Below are 15,859 nucleotides of genomic sequence, written 5' to 3'. Positions count from 1 at the left end.
CCGGGGCCGCTCACCCCCGTGGAGCGGCCCCGGCCCGGTCCGAGTCAGCTCTTGAGCGAGCCGTTGAGCTCGGCGAGCGGCATGTCCGCGAGCCCCAGCTGCCCTGCCTTGTCGAGCAGTTCGCGCACCTGCCCGGACCGCTCCCCGTCACCCTTCATGAGCTTCATCAGCAGGGCGGACACCGTGAGGTTCTGAACGTCGGCCGTGGAGACCGACCCGAGCAGCCGCGTCAGGTCGTCGGTGAAGCTGGCGCTGCCGTCCAGCCACGGCCTGGCGAGGGCCTGTGCGGTCTCGGAGTTCTGTACGAAGCCGTCGATGCCCTTGCCGAGGGCGATCGAGGACACGAGGCGGTCGAAGAAGACCGACTCGCCGCCGACGATGCTGATGTCGGCGCTCTCCAGGCCGGTCGCCAGGACGGTCGCCTGCGCCTCGGCGACCTGGCGGTGCACCTCGATGCCCGCGAGCCGGACCTCCTTGTCCGCTTCCAGGCGCAGCCGGTACTCCTCGTGCGTGCGCGACGCCTCGTCCAGGGCCGCCATCGCGGCCGCCTTCTCCGTGAGCCCGGCGGCCTCGGCCGTCAGCTTCGCCTGGACGCCCTCGGCCTCCGCGCGCATACGGGCCTCGGTGGCCCCGGCCTCGGCGCGCCCGGCCTTCTCGATCGCGTCGGCCTCCTTCTCCCGTACCTGGACGGCCGCGAGCCCCTCGGCGGCGCGCTCGGCCTGGACACCTTCGGCGAGGCGCTGCTTGGCCTGCGCGTCCAGGTCGGAGGCCTTGAGCCGGGCCTCGGCGAGCGTGAGCTCCTCCGCGGCGCGGTGTGTGGCGGCCTGCTCCGCTGCCTCGGCGGCCTTGATGTTCTTGACCAGGCCTTCCTGTGCCTCGGCCTCGGCGGCGATGATGACGGACTGCCGCTTGCGCTCGGCCTCCTCCACCGCCCGCAGCTTCTTGATGGACTCCTCCTGCTCGGCGACCGTGCGGTCGACGGCGACGCGCTCACGGACGACCTCGGCGATCTCCCGCTTCTCCGCCTCGACTTCCTTCTCGGCGGCGATACGGGTCAGCTCGGTCTCCCGGTCGCGGGCGATGACTTCGAGGAGGCGGTCCTTCTCGATGCGCTCGTTCTCGATGGCGATGACGCGCTCGCGGTTCTTCTGCGCGACGGCGACCTCGCGGGCCTGGTTCTCACGCAGGACACCGAGCTTCTCCTCGGTGGCGAGGAAGGCGCTCTGCGCGCGCAGCCGCTCCTCCTCCGCCACGCGTGCGGTCTCCGCCTCCTCCCGTGCCCGTACGGTGTCGACCTCGCGCTTCTGCTTGATCTCGGCATCCGCCTGGCGTCGCTCCAGTTCGAGGATGGCCTCGCGGGCGTCGACGTTCTGCCGGGTGATCTCCTTCTCCTCGTTCCGTGTGTACTCGTTGGTGCGCACGTGCTCGACGGCCGTCAGCTCCGTGATCTTCCGGATGCCCTGGGCGTCCAGGATGTTGGCCGGGTCGAGCTGGTTCAGCGGCGTCTGCTCCAGGTAGTCGATCGCCGCGTCCTCCAGGCTGTAGCCGTTCAGATCGGTCCCGACGACCTGGATGATGCGGTCGCGCAGTTCGTCGCGCTTGGTGTACAGGTCGGAGAAGTCCATCTGTTTGCCGACGGTCTTCAGGGCCTCGGAGAACTTGGCGTTGAACAGCTCCTGCAGGGTGTTCTGATCGCTGGCGCGCGCCGTGCCGATGGCCTGGGCGACCCGGATGACGTCCTCGACGGTCTTGTTCACGCGGACGAAGAACGAGATCCGGATGTCGGCGCGGATGTTGTCCCGGCAGATCAGGCCGTCACGGCCGGTGCGGGTGATGTCGATGGTCTTCACCGAGATGTCCATGGTCTCGGCCTTGTGCAGCACGGGCAGGACGACCTGCCCGGTGAAGGTCACGTCGACCTTGCGCATCTTGGAGACGATGAGCGCCTTGCCCTGCTCCACCTTGCGGAACAGTCGGGTGAGGACCAGCAGCAGCACGATGACGATGAGCAGGACAACGGCGACGGACACGCCTATGCCCACGGTGATGGCATCCATGTGGTGACGTCCTAGTGATTCCTGGGGCGTGGACGTGGCCGGGCCCCGGTGAGGTGAGAAGAGGTGGTGGGCGGCGGTTCAGTCGCGGTGCGGCTGCGGATCGAGCGCCGCGTCGTAGGGCGCGACCCAGAAGAACTCGCCGATGTCGTCGTAGGCGTACAGCAGCCCGGTACTGCCCCGGCTCAGGGAGTCGGTGCCGTACTGCCGGACCTGGACGACGGCGGTGGAGCCGTCCCTGGCGGCGACCTCGGCCTGGCCGAAGTCCGCGTCCACCCGCCCCGTGCGGATGGAGCAGACCGACCCGATGAAGTCCTGCCGGGACGGCCCGGGTTCGTCAGGGAAGAAGCGCGCGAAGGGGCGCACGGCCACCCTCGTCACCCGCCAGGCGAACAGCGGTACGGCGACGAGCGCGACGGCACCGGCGACGAATCGCACCGTGCCCGAGAAAGCGACCGCCGACGAGAGCACGCTCGCGGACAGGCTCAACAACCAGGACAGCACCGTCATGAACGAGACGGCGACCGTGACGGGCACACCGCCCAGGCCCCATGCGGACAAGCTCGCGTCCGCGTCGAAGCCGTCGGAATCGGTGACGCCCGCGGCGACGAGGAGCCAGAAGACCACGACCACGGCGAGGGCGGCCGTGAACACGGCCGTGGGGAACCCCACGCTGGCTTCGACGAACGCCCGCATGCCCGTCCCCTCCCCCGATTCATCCCGTTCCTCGGTGCACGCCGGTCCGTGCACGACAGCCGAGGGCCCTGATCCCGGCATGGCTCCGAATGTGCCGGTATCCGGCATCAGGGCGATCCGCAGCGCTTCCCTCACGTCCATCATGCCCGGGATCGCCGTCTGCCGCATTGCCGGTTTCCGGCAGTGTTGGTACGGGCGTTCGTGCCAGGATGTCGCTAAGGAAACGTCAGCAAGTCATCAAGAACCAGCGTTCCGCCGACCCACGCCGCGAACGGTTCGGCGCACGACGCGCCTGTATCTACAATCCTGTAGAAGTGTCTCCCCTTGCGGGGTGTCTCAACATCCCCGCCTTTGCGTTCTGTTGGCCGGTGGTGGTGGGCGCCGCACCGTCGAGATGTGAGGAAGCAGGATGTCGGACCCCACGGCCGGGGCGTTATGCTCCCGCGAGGTTCTCGCGGCGCGCTGCAGGGCCGTCACCGAGGCGCGCTGGTTCGCGGTCACCGTCTTCGCGCTGATCCTCGCCAACGCGGCTCTGCTGGGCGTGGAGACGTACGCGGGTCTGGTGGCGGACTGGCACCGGTGGCTGAGCCTCGCCGAGCACGTCTGTGTGGCCGCCTTCACCATCGAGATACTCCTGCGCGCCGCCGCGCACGCCGACCGGCCCAGGGACTTCTTCCGCGACCCGTGGAACCTCTTCGACCTGGCCGTCCTCCTGTCCGCGTTCCTGCCGGTCATCCGCGAGAACGGCACCGTCCTGCGGCTGCTGCGCCTGGCGCGCATCCTGCGCGCGGCCCGCTTCCTGCCGCAGCTGCGCGTGGTGATGGTCGCCGTGGGGCGCAGCCTGCCGGGTACGGTCAGCTTCCTGCTCGTCGGCGCGCTGCTGCTGTATCTGTACGCGATGGTGGGCTGGGTCTTCTTCGCCGACCACGACCCCGAGCACTTCGGCTCCATCGGCCGTGCCGTCCTCACCTTGTTCCTGTTGATGACCCTGGACGGCCTGGGGGACGCGGTCCGCGCGGGTCTGGAGATCTCCCGCTGGAGCTTCGTCTACTACGCCTCGTACGTCCTGCTGGCCTCCTTCGTCCTGGTCAACGTCCTCATCGGCGTGGTCATCACCTCGCTGGAGGAAGCGCGCGACATGGAGAAGAAGCGCGATGCGGAAGGTGACGCCGTGGCTCCCTCCGGTGCAGCGGCGCCCGTCGACCCGGAGCTGCTCCGCGAACGCATCGCCACGGCGCGTCGCGCCCTCGACAGCCTCGAACAGGCACTGCCTCCTCCACCGCGGGACGCGGAACAGAGCGCCTCGGCGGGCGGCAGGCGCCCGTAACGAGGACGCCCACAACCGATACCGCCCCAACACCCGCTCGGGGGCGCTCACTTCACCGGGCGCTCACTTCACCAGCCGGGCACCGATCAGCCCTTGCCCTGGTCCGGGCCGGCCGTCCGGCGTGTGCGCCCGCGGGTCACAGATGTTCGGCGATGGCGGGCATGAGGCGAGGTCGACTGTTCGGCGATGGCGGGCATGAGGCGAGGTCGACGAGGATGGCTTCGTCGCCGCCGCCCTGACCCGCGCCGCCGCCCAGGTTGTCGCCGGTGTGACGCACGGACCCGTCCTCGCTGGCGAGGTTCAGGACCCACTCGCCGAAGTCGGCGGCGATACCGGCGAGGCCGCTGGCGTAGCCCTGGCCGACCGCGCGGAACTTCCACTCCTCGCCGTTGCGGTACAGCTCCCCGAAGACCATGGCCGTCTCGGTGGAGGCGTCCTCGGTGAGGTCGTAGCGGGCGATCTCCTGGCTGTCGGCCTGGTTCACGACACGGATGAAGGCGCCTCGGACCTGGCCGAAGGGCTGCTGGCGGGCCTCGGCGTCGTGGATGGACACCGGGAACGTGATCCTGGTGACGTCGGCGGGAACCGCGGCGAGATCGAACCGCTGGAGCCCGGCCACACCCGCTGCGCCCAGCGCGACTGGATCGCCCATTCGATCCAGTCGATGCCCCGGGTCTCCGAGACGCCGAGGGCGGCGGCGTGTGCCGACCGCCGCCCCCTCCCCTGCCCGACGCGGGTCCGGAACGGGAAGGGGGCACGCCGCGGCCCCACGGCCACGGCGGCCGGGCGAGTGCCCCTCAGAGGTCGAACTCGTGCGGCGGCAGGTCGAGCGTGTAGCACGCCTCGCGCACGACGGCCTGCTCGTCCTTGTCGAAGTCGCCGTCGGCACCACCGATGACGATGCCGATCTGGATGACCGCGCGGGCCTCGGCGGGCTTCTTCTTGGCCTTGGCGATCTCCTGGAGCACGCTGACCTTGCCGAGCTGGAAGTCGGCGGCCAGCTGGTCGAGGTTCGCCTCGAACCGGCGCTGGAGGTCCTCGGAGGGGAAGTTGCGCAGCACCTCGTTGGTGAGGATGAGTTCGGTGACGCGCTGGCGCTCGGAGGGGTCCACCGAGCCGTCGGCGGCCGCGACCAGGGCGCACATCGCCATGCTGGCGTCCCGGAAGGCGCCGCTCTTCAGGTCGTTCTTCTTGGCCATGAGCTGCGTCTGCATCTGCGACGCGGATTCCTTGAGCCGGTCCCACAGGGCCATGCCCGCTCAACTCCTGACGTGGTGAGGAGCGTTGCCCGGGCCGCAGAGGCACGGTCCGGGCGACACTCGACTTCTACAGCAAAGTAGAAGTTAGCAGGAGCGTGCCCGACGGACCCGCGCCCATGGCCCTGCCCGTGGAAGTCGTGCCCGTACCCGTCGCCATGCTCGTACGATCCCCGGTGCTCCGCGCGACCCCTGACCCCGCCGCCGACCGCCGCTGCTCGATCGCGCCGCCGGAGGTGCCCCCACACCGGGGCGGGAAACACGCCGGCTCCGAGGCTGCCGGACCGCTCACAGTCGCGGACGCCCCGGGCCCGACCTTGAGGCCGGCGACATTCGGCCGGGGCCGCGACCGCGGTGATCACCGCCGACCCCCTCGCCACCCGACCCCCGCTCGCGCTCGTGACCGCGGACGCCGAGGTGCTGCCGACCATCACCACTCGGTTGCCGCACGACCGCGACGCGTGACGGAGGCCATGGCCTCTGTCGCGCGGGTTTGCCATTCCTTTACAGTGGGTGTAGAAGCGGGCGCCTCGCCGGTGCCCGCTGATCTTGAATGACGTACGAGACATCAGAAGGAGCCACGGACCCACGATGGGTGAGCCTCCCAGTACCAGCCGTGCCATTGCCTGCCCGCAGCCACAGGTTGAGGGAACGGGGGTGGCACGGTGACCGAGGTCCTGCTGCTGCTCCTGGCCCTGCTGCTCACTCTGGCCTGCGCCGTCTTCGTCGCCGCCGAGTTCTCGCTGACCACTGTCGAGCGCGGTGACCTGGAGCGCGCCGCCGAGGCCGGCGAGCGGGGCGCGCACAGCGCGCTGCGGGCGGTACGCCGCCTGACATTCCAGCTCTCCGGCGCCCAGCTCGGCATCACGGTCACCTCGCTGGTGATCGGCATGCTCGCCGAGCCGTCACTGGCGGCGCTGCTGCGCGGGCCGCTCGAAGCGGCCGGCCTCGGTGTCGCGGCCTCGCCTGCGGCCACCGTCCTGGGCGTCACGGTCTCCACCGTGATCCTGATGGTCGTCGGCGAATTGGTGCCGAAGAACTGGGCGATCTCGCGCCCGCTGGCCGTCGCCAAGGTGGTGGCCACTCCACAGCGCGGCTTCACCGCCGCTTTCGGCCCGTTCATCCACCATCTGAACAACACCGCCAACCGCTTCGTGCGGCGCTTCGGCCTGGAGCCCGCCGAGGAGCTTGCTTTCGCCCGCACACCGGACGAACTGGTGGCCCTCGCCCGGCACTCGGCCGCCGAGGGGGCCCTGGAGGCCGACTCCGCGGAACTGTTCGTCCGCACCCTGCACCTGAGCGAGCTGACCGCCGAGAACGTGATGACCCCGCGCGTCGACGTACGGGCACTGGAGGCGCACGCCACAGCGGCGGACGCGGCGAACCTCACCCACGCCACGGGCCTGTCCCGCTTCCCGGTCTACCGCGACACCCTGGACGAGGTCATCGGCACCGTCCACATCCGCGACATCCTCGCCCTGGACCCGGACAAGCAGCAGCTCACCCCGGTCACCGACCTGACCAGCGAACCGCTGCTCGTGCCTGACAGCCTGCCCGCCGACCGACTCCTGGAGCGGCTGCGCGCCGCCCGCACGATGGCGGTCGTCATCGATGAGTACGGTGGCACGGCGGGCGTGGCCACGGTGGAGGACATCGTGGAGGAAGTCGTCGGCGAGGTCCGCGACGAGCACGACCCCGTCGAGGTTCCCGACCTCGTGCCCGCCGCACCCGGCCAGGACGGCCGTGCCGTGTGGGAGGCGGACGGCGGCGTCCGCGTCGACCAGCTCGGAGCAATAGGGCTGGCGGCACCGGAAGGCCCGTACGAGACAGTGGCCGGACTCATCGCCACCCGCCTGGCCCGCATCCCGGCCGTCGGCGACACCGTCGACCTCGACAGCTGGAGCCTGGCCGTCGAGGCGGTCGAGCACCACCGTGCCGACCGCGTCCGCATCACCGCGCCCGTCCGCCAGGGCGATACAGCCTTGGAGGAGGCCCGATGACCACGATCCAGCTCCTCATCGGCGCTCTGACGCTGCTGACCAACGCCTTCTTCGTCGGCGCGGAGTTCGCCCTGATCTCGGTGCGCCGCAGCCAGATCGAGCCCCGGGCCCAGGCGGGAAACCGCCGCGCCCGGAGCACTCTGTGGGGCATCGAGCACATCTCCGCGGCGATGGCCACCGCCCAGCTCGGCATCACCGTCTCCTCGCTGGTGCTCGGCGCGGTCGCGGAACCGGCCATCGCCCATCTGCTGGAGCCCGCTTTCGAGGCCACCCACGTCCCCGGTGCCCTGGTGCACCCGATCGCCTTCGCCATCGCGCTCACCGTGGCCACGTATCTGCACATGCTGATCGGTGAGATGGTCCCCAAGAACATCGCGCTGGCCGCCCCCGTACCGACCGCGCTGGTCCTCGGGCCGCCCCTGGTCGCCCTCACCCGGGCGCTCAGGCCGGTGGTCTTCGGCATCAACGCCTTCGCCAACACCCTGCTGAAGCTGCTGAAGGTCGAGCCGAAGGACGAGGTCGAGGCCGTCTTCACCGACGACCAACTGGCCCGCATGGTGATGGACTCCAGCCAGGCCGGCCTCTTGTCGGCGGCCGACGGTGAACGGCTGCGGGACGCCCTGGAGCTCGGCACGCGCCCGGTCGGCGAGATCCTCGTCCCGGCCGCGCGCATGCGCACCGTCGACGACACCGTCACCCCGGCCCGCCTCCAGCAGGTGGCAGCGCAGGCCGGCTTCTCCCGCTTCCCGGTCACCGGCAAGGGCGGGGCCCTGCTCGGCTACCTGCACATCAAGGACACCCTCGGCGTCACCGAGCGGGACAAGCCCTTCCCGCGCACGGCGCTGCATCCGCTCACCCGGGTGAGCATCGACACCCCGCTCGACGACACCCTCACCGCGCTGCGGGCCATGGACAGCCACCTGGCCGCCGTCACCGGCGACAAGCGCACCGTCATCGGCTTCGTCACGATGGAGGACGTCCTGTCCGAACTCGTCGGCCCGGACCCCGCCCTGGCCAACATGTGAGCGGCGGGTCACACGCACGAGGGTTGAACGCGCCGTAAGGGGAGTGGGAGGGTGCTGGGAATGTCCAGCACCCTCCCCACACCCACAAATCAGCTAAGACGCGAGAACCGGGTCCTGGGTTCCTTCAGGAGGGCCGGTGACTGACACACTGCGCCTGTCCCGCGTCGAGGCACGCACGCCGGACCGGCACGCACCAGAGCCCCAACCGGTCCGACCGGCCCCGCCGAAGCGGGACTCCTTCTTCGACAACGCCAAGTACCTGGCCATCGTCCTGGTCGCGATGGGGCACGCCTGGGAGCCACTGCGCGACGACAGCCGGGCCGCGGCCGCCCTGTACGTCGCCGTGTACACCTTCCACATGCCGGCTTTCATCATCATCTCCGGCTACTTCTCCAAGAGCTTCGACGCCGGCCCCGGACGACTGCGACGGCTGGTCACCGGCATCGCCGTGCCCTACGTCCTCTTCGAAGTCGCCTACACCCTGTTCAAACGATGGGCCGACGACGACCCGACGTACCCCGTCAGTCTCCTCGACCCCTGGTACCTCACCTGGTTCCTGGCAGCCCTGTTCATCTGGCGCCTGACCACCCCGCTGTGGAAGGTCCTGCGCTGGCCACTGCCCATCGCGCTCGCCATCGCCGCGCTGGCTTCCACGTCCCCCGACATCGGCGACGACCTCGACCTCCAGCGCGTCCTGCAGTTCCTGCCCTTCTTCGTCCTCGGCCTGTGCCTGAAGCCGGAGCACTTCCGCATCGTGCGCCGCCGCGAGGCCCGCCTCCTGGCCCTGCCCATCGCGGCCCTGGCCCTCGCCTTCGCGTACTGGGCGGCCCCGCACATGAACGCGGCCTGGTTCTACCGCCGCGACAGCGCCCAGGAACTGGCCGCCCCCGGCTGGACCGGCCCGGTCATGACCCTGGCGATGTTCGGCTGCTCCCTGGTCCTGGTGGCCTGCTTCTTCGCCTGGGTCCCGGGACGCAGGCTGTGGTTCACCGCCCTGGGCGCGGGCACCCTGTACGGCTACCTCCTGCACGGCTTCCTCGCCAAGGGCTCTCGCTTCTGGGACTGGTACGAGCACGACTGGATCCACCAGCCCCTCGGCGAGATCACGGTGACCCTTGTCGCCATCACGGTCGTCACCCTGCTGTGCACCCCGCCCGTCCAACGCCTCTTCCGTTTCGCGATGGAACCGAAGATGGAATGGGCTTTCAAGGACAGTCGGCAGTCCAGAGGCGGCAGGCACGCGGGCGGCCCGAGAAGAACGAGAAGAACAGGAAGCCCGGAGCGAACGGAGCGAACGGAGCGAACGGAGCGAGCAGGGATTACGTCATGAGCGGCCCGGCGCGGCTCCCCACGGTCCGTTTCGCCCGCATCGCACCGGACAGGGAGTCCGCCGCGGGGCGCCAGACCCTGACCGCTCTGGACCCCCACGACCGCCCAGTCGGCCGGCTCGACTTCCAGATCTGCCATACCTGCCGACGGGGCCTCATCCGCAACATCGCCGTCGCCGTCCACTGGCAGGACCAGGGCATCGCCCGCGAGGCGCTGCACCACGCGCTGGCCCAGGAACGACGCGCGCACTATGCCTGGTCCACCACCCGACAGACCTCCGACGGCCGCCACTTCTTCACCGCCATGGAGGAGGAGACCGACGTGGCCTTCCCCGCGAACGCCACAAAGTGCGCGCACATACACACTTCATAGCCGTCCCAGGGGCGTGAGGGGCGACGTACGCGAGTGCCCTCCCCGGCGTCGGCCCCCTGCCTGTGCCGAGGCCGCCCTGAGACCTCACCCGCCGCCTCCGGTGGTCTTTCTTCCACAGGTCGTTGAACGGCCGGCCGGGCAGCGGGGCGTGCGGGCCTGGCAAAGGCGCCTGGAGCCGGGCCCCGATAAAGTGTAAAGAACGCGTCAAGACGAGCGGGGTGTGCCGGGAAGTCTGGTCGGCGGGCAGGGACAGCTATGTCCGTTTCCCCGATCGCCGGGAGGCTTGCCATGTGCGCCGCCCCTCGTGACCGTTCCGTCTTCCTGGGCCTGCTGCCCTGGCCCGAACGCAGTGCGGTCTCCCGGGCCCTGCGCACCGAAACCGTCGGCGGTCTCGTCCTGCTGGCCGCCACCGTCCTGGCGCTGGCCTGGGCGAACTCCCCCTGGTCCGCCGCCTACGACACCGTGCGCGACCTGCACTTCGGGATACCCACGCTGGGACTGGACCTGTCGGTGGGGCACTGGACCTCCGACGGTCTGCTCACCGTCTTCTTCCTGGTCGCCGGGATCGAGCTGAAACGCGAACTGGTGGTCGGCGAGCTGCGCACCCCGGCCGCCGCCGCACTGCCGGTGGTCGCAGCCGTGTGCGGGATGGCGGTACCCGCCGCGCTCTACGCCGCCACCGCCGCGGCCGGCGGCGGCTCCCTGAAAGGGTGGGCGGTGCCGATGGCCACCGACATCGCCTTCGCCCTGGCCGTCCTGGCGGTCCTGAGCACCCACCTCCCCTCGGCCCTGCGGGCCTTCCTGCTGACCCTGGCCGTCGTCGACGACCTCGGCGCGATCCTGGTCATCGCGGTCTTCTTCACCGCCGACCTGAACCTCCTCGCCCTCGGTGGGGCGGTTGCCGGGCTCGTCGTGTTCTACCTGCTCCAGCGGCTCCGGGTGCGCGGCTGGTGGTGGTACGTGCCGCTGGGCATCGTGATCTGGGCGCTGATGTACAACGGCGGCGTCCACGCCACCGTCGCCGGCGTCGCGATGGGCCTGCTCCTCCGCACCACCCGCGACCCCGCCACCGCGAGCCGGACCGCCGAGACCGCCTCACCCGCCGAGCGCACCGAGAACCTGATGCGGCCCGTGTCCGCCGGGATCGCCGTCCCGCTGTTCGCCCTGTTCTCCGCCGGAGTCAGCATCTCCCTGCCCGTACTCGGCGAGGTCTTCACCCGGCCCGAACCGCTCGGCGTGACGCTCGGCCTGGTCCTGGGCAAAACGGTCGGCATCTTCGCCGGGACGTACCTGGCCGCGCGGTTCACCCGCGCCCGGCTCAACCCGAACCTGGCCTGGGCCGACGTCTTCGCCCTCGCCGTCCTGGCCGGCATCGGGTTCACCGTCTCCCTGCTGATCGGGGAACTGGCCTTCCCCGCACCCGCCGACGTCGAGCACGTCAAGGCCGCGGTGCTGACCGGCTCCCTGACGGCCGCCGCCCTGGCCGCGGTGCTCCTGAAACGGCGTGACCGGATCTACCGCAGGCTGTACGAGGCCGAGAACCTCGACCAGGACGGCGACGGCATCCCCGACATCTACCAGCAGACCCCCGGCAGCGCGGCATGAGTGCCCGACAACCGGGCCGAGATCAACCGTCGGGTCAGCGAGGCAGTGACGGCGAGCAGGCCGCTGAGCCGGTGGTGAGAGGTCCCTCTCGTAGAGTGGCCCGCTGATATGAAACAGGGAGAGGTAGAAGTGACTGAAGGTGCTCACGGCATAGGTGCGGCCAGTGCTGCTCCTCGGAACACACCGGCACGGGTGAGTATCTGGGCTGCCATCCTGGGTGTCGGCCTGATCGCGGGCATCTTCCTGACACCGGTGTTCTGGTTGATGTACGGCGGGTTCTACACGTTCTTCGTGTTCGTGTCCGGTCTTGTCGCGGTGCCCGCCGGACACCTCGGCCGCCGCCGGGGCAAGCGCCTGGGCGGCGTCGACCGAGGCGCCGCGCTCCTGGGCATCGTGACCGGCTGGCTGTTGATCCTCTTCAGCCTGCTCGTGGTCCTGGCCTACATAGGACTACTGGCGGGGCTCGCAGTCCTCACCGACTCCGCGTCCTGAGTGAGGGCAGCAGGCGCAAGCAGTCGAGTGGACAGCGCGCGCCGCCGACTACTCGAAGGCGGCCCGCCGGGCGTCCTTGACGGCGGCATGAGCAGCAAGCCACAGTCTCCAACTCGCCCCGTTCGGCGTCCATCACGCTGCCCTTCCCGCCGCGCCGCCCCGACGCCCGCTCCTCGCCGGGCGCGGGGCCCCGGGGCCCCGGCGGAAGCGGCCGACGCTTTCGGCGTTGTGGGCAAGCTGCCGCGTTACGACACTCTCGCCGTCCGCCACGAAGCCACCGCCCAACTCACCCTCATACGACGTGTCCCTGCCGGTGGGGAGCGGCGGCCTCCCGAATACGACGCCCTCGCGCCGCCGCCCTCCCCCGCCTGGCCAACACGTGTTCCCGCACCGCCCGGCACAGCGGAGCGCTGGTGGACAACCGCCCGGCTCCGGACAGTCCGTGCCGTGGTGGAGCCCGTGATCCCGCCGGACTTCATCGACGGGTACCGGGACGGCAGGCTCCCGGACGGGGAGATCTCCCTGCAGTGAGAGTGCCTGTGGCGCCGCCTTCGACCCATGGTCCCGGGTTGGCGAAGTCCGGCCGAGCCGCGTCGCCAGGCCCCGCTTCGACGCCTCTTGGGTGTCTGGATTTCACCCCTCAGCTCGGAGTGCCCCCAGGTCACATTGATCAGGATTCATCTATATAGATAGGTGCCTATAGTTCACGGGCGAAGTCCCGTCCGTACACCCCAGGTTCATATAGTCAGACTTCGATCCAAGGTGTCCGAACGGAGCGCGTTGCGCGCCGATCCACACGCCGGGGCACCCCGGCTGACACAAGGGTCGAGACTCGTGAACATTTCCTCTGCGTTGTGGCGGGCCAAGGCACCCCTGGCTCTTTCGGCGGCCGCGGTACTGGCGGCGAGTGCGTGTGGCGGTGGTGACGCGGGCTCGGGCGACGGCAAGGACGGCAAGCTGGCCGGGAACATCCGGGTCGACGGCTCCAGCACAGTGGCCCCGCTGTCCACGGCGGCGGCTCAGCTCTTCCAACAGGAGAACTCCGGCGTCAAGGTCACCGTCGGCACGTCCGGCACGGGTGGCGGGTTCGAGAAGTTCTGTGCCGGCGAGACCGACATCTCCGACGCCTCCCGCCCCATCAAGGACGAGGAGAAGGCCGCGTGCGAGAAGAAGGGCGTGAAGTACGAGGAGTTCCAGGTCGCCAACGACGGCCTGTCGATCGTGGTCAGCAAGGACAACGACTTCGTCGAGTGCCTCACCGTCGACCAGCTCCAGAAGATCTGGGGTCCCGAGTCGAAGGTGAGCAACTGGAAGCAGGTCGACCCGAAGTTCCCCGACCAGAAGCTCGAACTCTTCGGCGCGGGCACCGACTCGGGCACCTTCGACTACTTCACCGAAGCCATCAACGGTGAAGAGGGCGCCTCACGCACCGACTACAACCCGAGCGAGGACGACAACGTCACCGTCCGCGGTGTGTCCGGCTCCAAGGGCGGCCTGGGTTACTTCGGCCTGTCGTACTACGAGGAGAACAAGGACAAGCTCAAGGTCGTGAAGGTCGACGGCGGCGACGGCTGCGTCGAGCCGACCAGCAAGACCGTGCAGGACGGCAGCTACAAGCCCCTCTCCAGGCCGCTGTTCATCTACCCGAAGGCCAAGTCCCTGGAGAAGGACGAGGTCGAGGCGTTCGTCGAGTTCTACGTCGAGAAGCACGCCGAGATCGCCGAGAAGTCCCTGTTCGTACCGCTCAACTCCGCGCAGGAGACGGAGCTGAAGAAGGACCTCGACACGCTGCGGGAGCAGCACAAGTCATGAAGTCCGGCGCTCCGGGACAGCGGACTGTTTCAGGCGGCCCCGGCTTCCTGAAGCAGTCCCAACCGCGTTACGGCGAGAAGGTCATCAAGGTGCTCCTGGTGGCCGCCTCGCTGGTCTCGGTGCTGACGACGGTCGGCATCGTCATCGCCCTGATTCCCCCGGCCGGGGAGTTCTTCGGCAAGGTGGACTTCGGCGACTTCATCACCGGCACCAACTGGGCCCCGCTGTTCAAGCCGCCGCACTTCGGTGTTCTGCCGTTGGTGGGCGCCACGCTGATGGTGACCCTCATCGCGCTGCTCGTCGCCGTGCCGCTGGGCCTGGGCGCGGCCGTGTACTTGAGCGAGTACGCCAGTCCCCGCACCCGTACGGTCTTCAAGCCGATGCTGGAGGTGCTGGCCGGCATCCCCACGGTCGTCTACGGCTTCTTCGCGTTGAAGGCCATCACGCCGGCGCTGCAGGACCACTGGCCGTTCGGGGACGGGCCGCAGATCTTCAACGCGCTGTCCGCCGGGTTCGTCATGGGCATCATGATCATCCCTACGATCGCCTCCCTCGCCGAGGACGCCATGAGCGCCGTCCCGCACGCCCTGCGCGACGGTGCCTTCGCGCTCGGCTCCTCGCGCATGCAGGTCTCGACCCGGGTGGTCTTCCCGGCCGCGCTCTCGGGCATCGTCGCGGCCATCGTCCTCGGCATCTCCCGTGCGGTCGGCGAGACGATGATCGTCGCGATCGCCGCGGGCGGCCAGCCCAATCTGTCCTTCAACCCCCTTGAAGGCATGCAGACCATGACCGCCTTCATCGCGGCAGCCGGTATCGGCGACCTGCCCACGGGCTCCACCGGGTACCAGACGATCTTCGCCGTCGGCTCGCTGCTGTTCGTCATGACGTTGGTGATGAACCTGCTGAGCATCCGCCTGGTGCGCAAGTACCGGGAGGTGTACGAGTGATGAGCTCCAAGGTCCTCGAACGCGACCCCATCGCCGGTGCGCCCGGGGCGCCTCGGCTCAAGGGGCGCGGCACCCCGTGGCGCGAACGCTTCTTCCACCTCAGCCTGTGGGCCTCGCTCGCTGTCGGTGTCGTCTTCCTGGTCGGCCTGATCACGTACGTGGTCGTGGAGGGCTGGTCACGGCTCGACTCCCGGCTCTGGACGAACTTCCCCGACCTGATCACCCCGTCCAACGGCGGCGCCCAGTCGGCGATCATGGGCACGCTCTGGGTCATCGGCTTCACCGCGCTGTACTGCCTGCCGACCGGCATCCTCACCGCGATCTACCTGGAGGAGTACGCCGATCAGAACCGCTGGTACAACCGCGCCGTCGAGATCAACATCCAGAACCTGGCAGCCGTGCCCTCGATCGTCTACGGCATCCTCGGCCTCGGAGTCATCTCCCGCGGGCTGGGCTTCGGCCAGACCGTCCTCACCGCCTCGCTCACCCTGTCGCTCCTCGTCCTGCCCGTCGTGATCATCTCCTCGCGGGAAGCGATCCGCGCGGTGCCGCAGTCCATCCGGCAAGCCTCGCTCGCGCTCGGTGCGACGCAGTGGCAGACGATCTGGCGCCAGGTCCTGCCCGCGGCCGTGCCCGGCATGGCCACGGGCTCGATCCTCGCCCTGTCCCGCGCCATCGGCGAGGCCGCGCCGCTGCTGTTGCTCGGCGGGCTGACCTTCATCACCTTCAACCCCACCGGTGTGGAAAGCCAGTTCACCGTCCTGCCCATCCAGATCTTCAACTGGATCAGCCAGTCGCGCTCGGAGTTCGTCGCTCTGGCCTCCGCCGCGATCGTCATTCTCCTGGTGATCCTCCTTGCCATGAACTCCTTGGCGATCTGGCTCCGCAACCGCTACAGCCACAAGTGGTGACGGCCATGACCTCTCCCCCTCCCCCGGCAGCCG

Annotated in this window: 13 protein-coding genes and 1 pseudogene; 10 read left to right on the top strand and 4 right to left on the bottom strand. The window is 69.5% G+C overall.

Annotation, left to right across the window (positions count from 1 at the left end; genetic code table 11):
- Positions 1-44: 44 nt before the first annotated feature.
- Together QUY26_RS27705 and QUY26_RS27700 are read right to left on the bottom strand one after the other, a co-directional pair.
- Complete coding sequence (locus QUY26_RS27705; protein ID WP_289951282.1) at positions 45-2,057, bottom strand: SPFH domain-containing protein; 2,013 nt, start codon at positions 2,055-2,057, stop codon at positions 45-47.
- Positions 2,058-2,135: 78 nt separating this feature from the next.
- Positions 2,136-2,750, bottom strand: a complete 615-nt coding sequence (locus QUY26_RS27700; RefSeq protein ID WP_289951280.1) for a hypothetical protein — start codon at positions 2,748-2,750, stop codon at positions 2,136-2,138.
- 409 nt (positions 2,751-3,159) lie between these two features.
- Between QUY26_RS27700 and QUY26_RS27695 the strand changes: the two genes are divergently transcribed.
- Positions 3,160-4,077 (top strand): ion transporter, encoded by a 918-nt coding sequence (locus tag QUY26_RS27695; RefSeq protein ID WP_289951278.1) that lies wholly within the window; start codon positions 3,160-3,162, stop codon positions 4,075-4,077.
- A 313-nt stretch (positions 4,078-4,390) separates the two neighbouring features.
- Here QUY26_RS27695 and QUY26_RS27685 read toward each other — a convergent pair.
- A pseudogene (locus tag QUY26_RS27685) lies at positions 4,391-4,675 on the bottom strand (TerD family protein); the annotation flags it as partial.
- A gap of 199 nt (positions 4,676-4,874) precedes the next feature.
- A complete protein-coding gene (locus tag QUY26_RS27680) occupies positions 4,875-5,330 on the bottom strand; it encodes a tellurite resistance TerB family protein (protein WP_289944824.1) in 456 nt (151 codons plus the stop codon).
- A 668-nt stretch (positions 5,331-5,998) separates the two neighbouring features.
- On the opposite strand from QUY26_RS27680, the gene QUY26_RS27675 reads away from it, so the two are divergent.
- The 9 genes from QUY26_RS27675 to pstA all read left to right on the top strand — a co-directional run bounded on the left by QUY26_RS27675 (position 5,999) and on the right by pstA (position 15,826).
- Positions 5,999-7,333 carry a hemolysin family protein gene (locus QUY26_RS27675; RefSeq protein ID WP_289951276.1) on the top strand — a complete coding sequence of 445 codons (1,335 nt, stop codon included), beginning with the start codon at positions 5,999-6,001 and terminating at the stop codon, positions 7,331-7,333.
- Complete coding sequence (locus QUY26_RS27670; RefSeq protein WP_289951274.1) at positions 7,330-8,358, top strand: hemolysin family protein; 1,029 nt, start codon at positions 7,330-7,332, stop codon at positions 8,356-8,358. The genes QUY26_RS27675 and QUY26_RS27670 overlap by 4 nt, the downstream gene beginning before the upstream one ends.
- Positions 8,359-8,494: 136 nt before the next feature.
- Positions 8,495-9,688, top strand: coding sequence for an acyltransferase family protein (locus QUY26_RS27665; protein ID WP_436840414.1), 1,194 nt, complete (start codon positions 8,495-8,497; stop codon positions 9,686-9,688).
- Complete coding sequence (locus tag QUY26_RS27660; protein WP_289951273.1) at positions 9,685-10,059, top strand: GNAT family N-acetyltransferase; 375 nt, start codon at positions 9,685-9,687, stop codon at positions 10,057-10,059. The genes QUY26_RS27665 and QUY26_RS27660 overlap by 4 nt, the downstream gene beginning before the upstream one ends.
- Before the next feature lie 288 nt (positions 10,060-10,347).
- Positions 10,348-11,664, top strand: a complete 1,317-nt coding sequence (gene nhaA / locus QUY26_RS27655) for a Na+/H+ antiporter NhaA (RefSeq protein WP_289951272.1) — start codon at positions 10,348-10,350, stop codon at positions 11,662-11,664.
- Between the two features lie 192 nt (positions 11,665-11,856).
- Positions 11,857-12,156, top strand: a complete 300-nt coding sequence (locus QUY26_RS27650) for a hypothetical protein (RefSeq protein ID WP_289951269.1) — start codon at positions 11,857-11,859, stop codon at positions 12,154-12,156.
- Between the two features lie 834 nt (positions 12,157-12,990).
- Entirely contained in the window at positions 12,991-13,968 is a 978-nt protein-coding gene (locus QUY26_RS27645; protein ID WP_289951265.1) for a PstS family phosphate ABC transporter substrate-binding protein, read from the top strand.
- Positions 13,965-14,915: a phosphate ABC transporter permease subunit PstC gene (pstC, locus tag QUY26_RS27640; protein ID WP_289951263.1), complete on the top strand. Its 951-nt coding sequence runs from the start codon at positions 13,965-13,967 to the stop codon at positions 14,913-14,915. Before QUY26_RS27645 ends, pstC begins: the two co-directional genes overlap by 4 nt.
- Positions 14,915-15,826 carry a phosphate ABC transporter permease PstA gene (gene pstA, locus QUY26_RS27635; RefSeq protein WP_289951262.1) on the top strand — a complete coding sequence of 304 codons (912 nt, stop codon included), beginning with the start codon at positions 14,915-14,917 and terminating at the stop codon, positions 15,824-15,826. Before pstC ends, pstA begins: the two co-directional genes overlap by 1 nt.
- Positions 15,827-15,859 lie beyond the last annotated feature (33 nt).

Source organism: Streptomyces flavofungini (assembly GCF_030388665.1).
GTDB lineage: Bacteria > Actinomycetota > Actinomycetes > Streptomycetales > Streptomycetaceae > Streptomyces > Streptomyces flavofungini_A.
Note: the sequence above shows the minus strand (reverse complement) of the source record. Positions and strands in the feature narration are given on the sequence as shown.

Coding starts and splice junctions, on each gene's coding strand:
- QUY26_RS27705 (WP_289951282.1), bottom strand. CDS start 2,057: ATGGATGCCATCACCGTGGGCATAGGCGTGTCCGTCGCCGTTGTCCTG.
- QUY26_RS27700 (WP_289951280.1), bottom strand. CDS start 2,750: ATGCGGGCGTTCGTCGAAGCCAGCGTGGGGTTCCCCACGGCCGTGTTC.
- QUY26_RS27695 (WP_289951278.1), top strand. CDS start 3,160: ATGTCGGACCCCACGGCCGGGGCGTTATGCTCCCGCGAGGTTCTCGCG.
- QUY26_RS27680 (WP_289944824.1), bottom strand. CDS start 5,330: ATGGCCCTGTGGGACCGGCTCAAGGAATCCGCGTCGCAGATGCAGACG.
- QUY26_RS27670 (WP_289951274.1), top strand. CDS start 7,330: ATGACCACGATCCAGCTCCTCATCGGCGCTCTGACGCTGCTGACCAAC.
- QUY26_RS27660 (WP_289951273.1), top strand. CDS start 9,685: ATGAGCGGCCCGGCGCGGCTCCCCACGGTCCGTTTCGCCCGCATCGCA.
- nhaA (WP_289951272.1), top strand. CDS start 10,348: ATGTGCGCCGCCCCTCGTGACCGTTCCGTCTTCCTGGGCCTGCTGCCC.
- pstC (WP_289951263.1), top strand. CDS start 13,965: ATGAAGTCCGGCGCTCCGGGACAGCGGACTGTTTCAGGCGGCCCCGGC.
- pstA (WP_289951262.1), top strand. CDS start 14,915: ATGAGCTCCAAGGTCCTCGAACGCGACCCCATCGCCGGTGCGCCCGGG.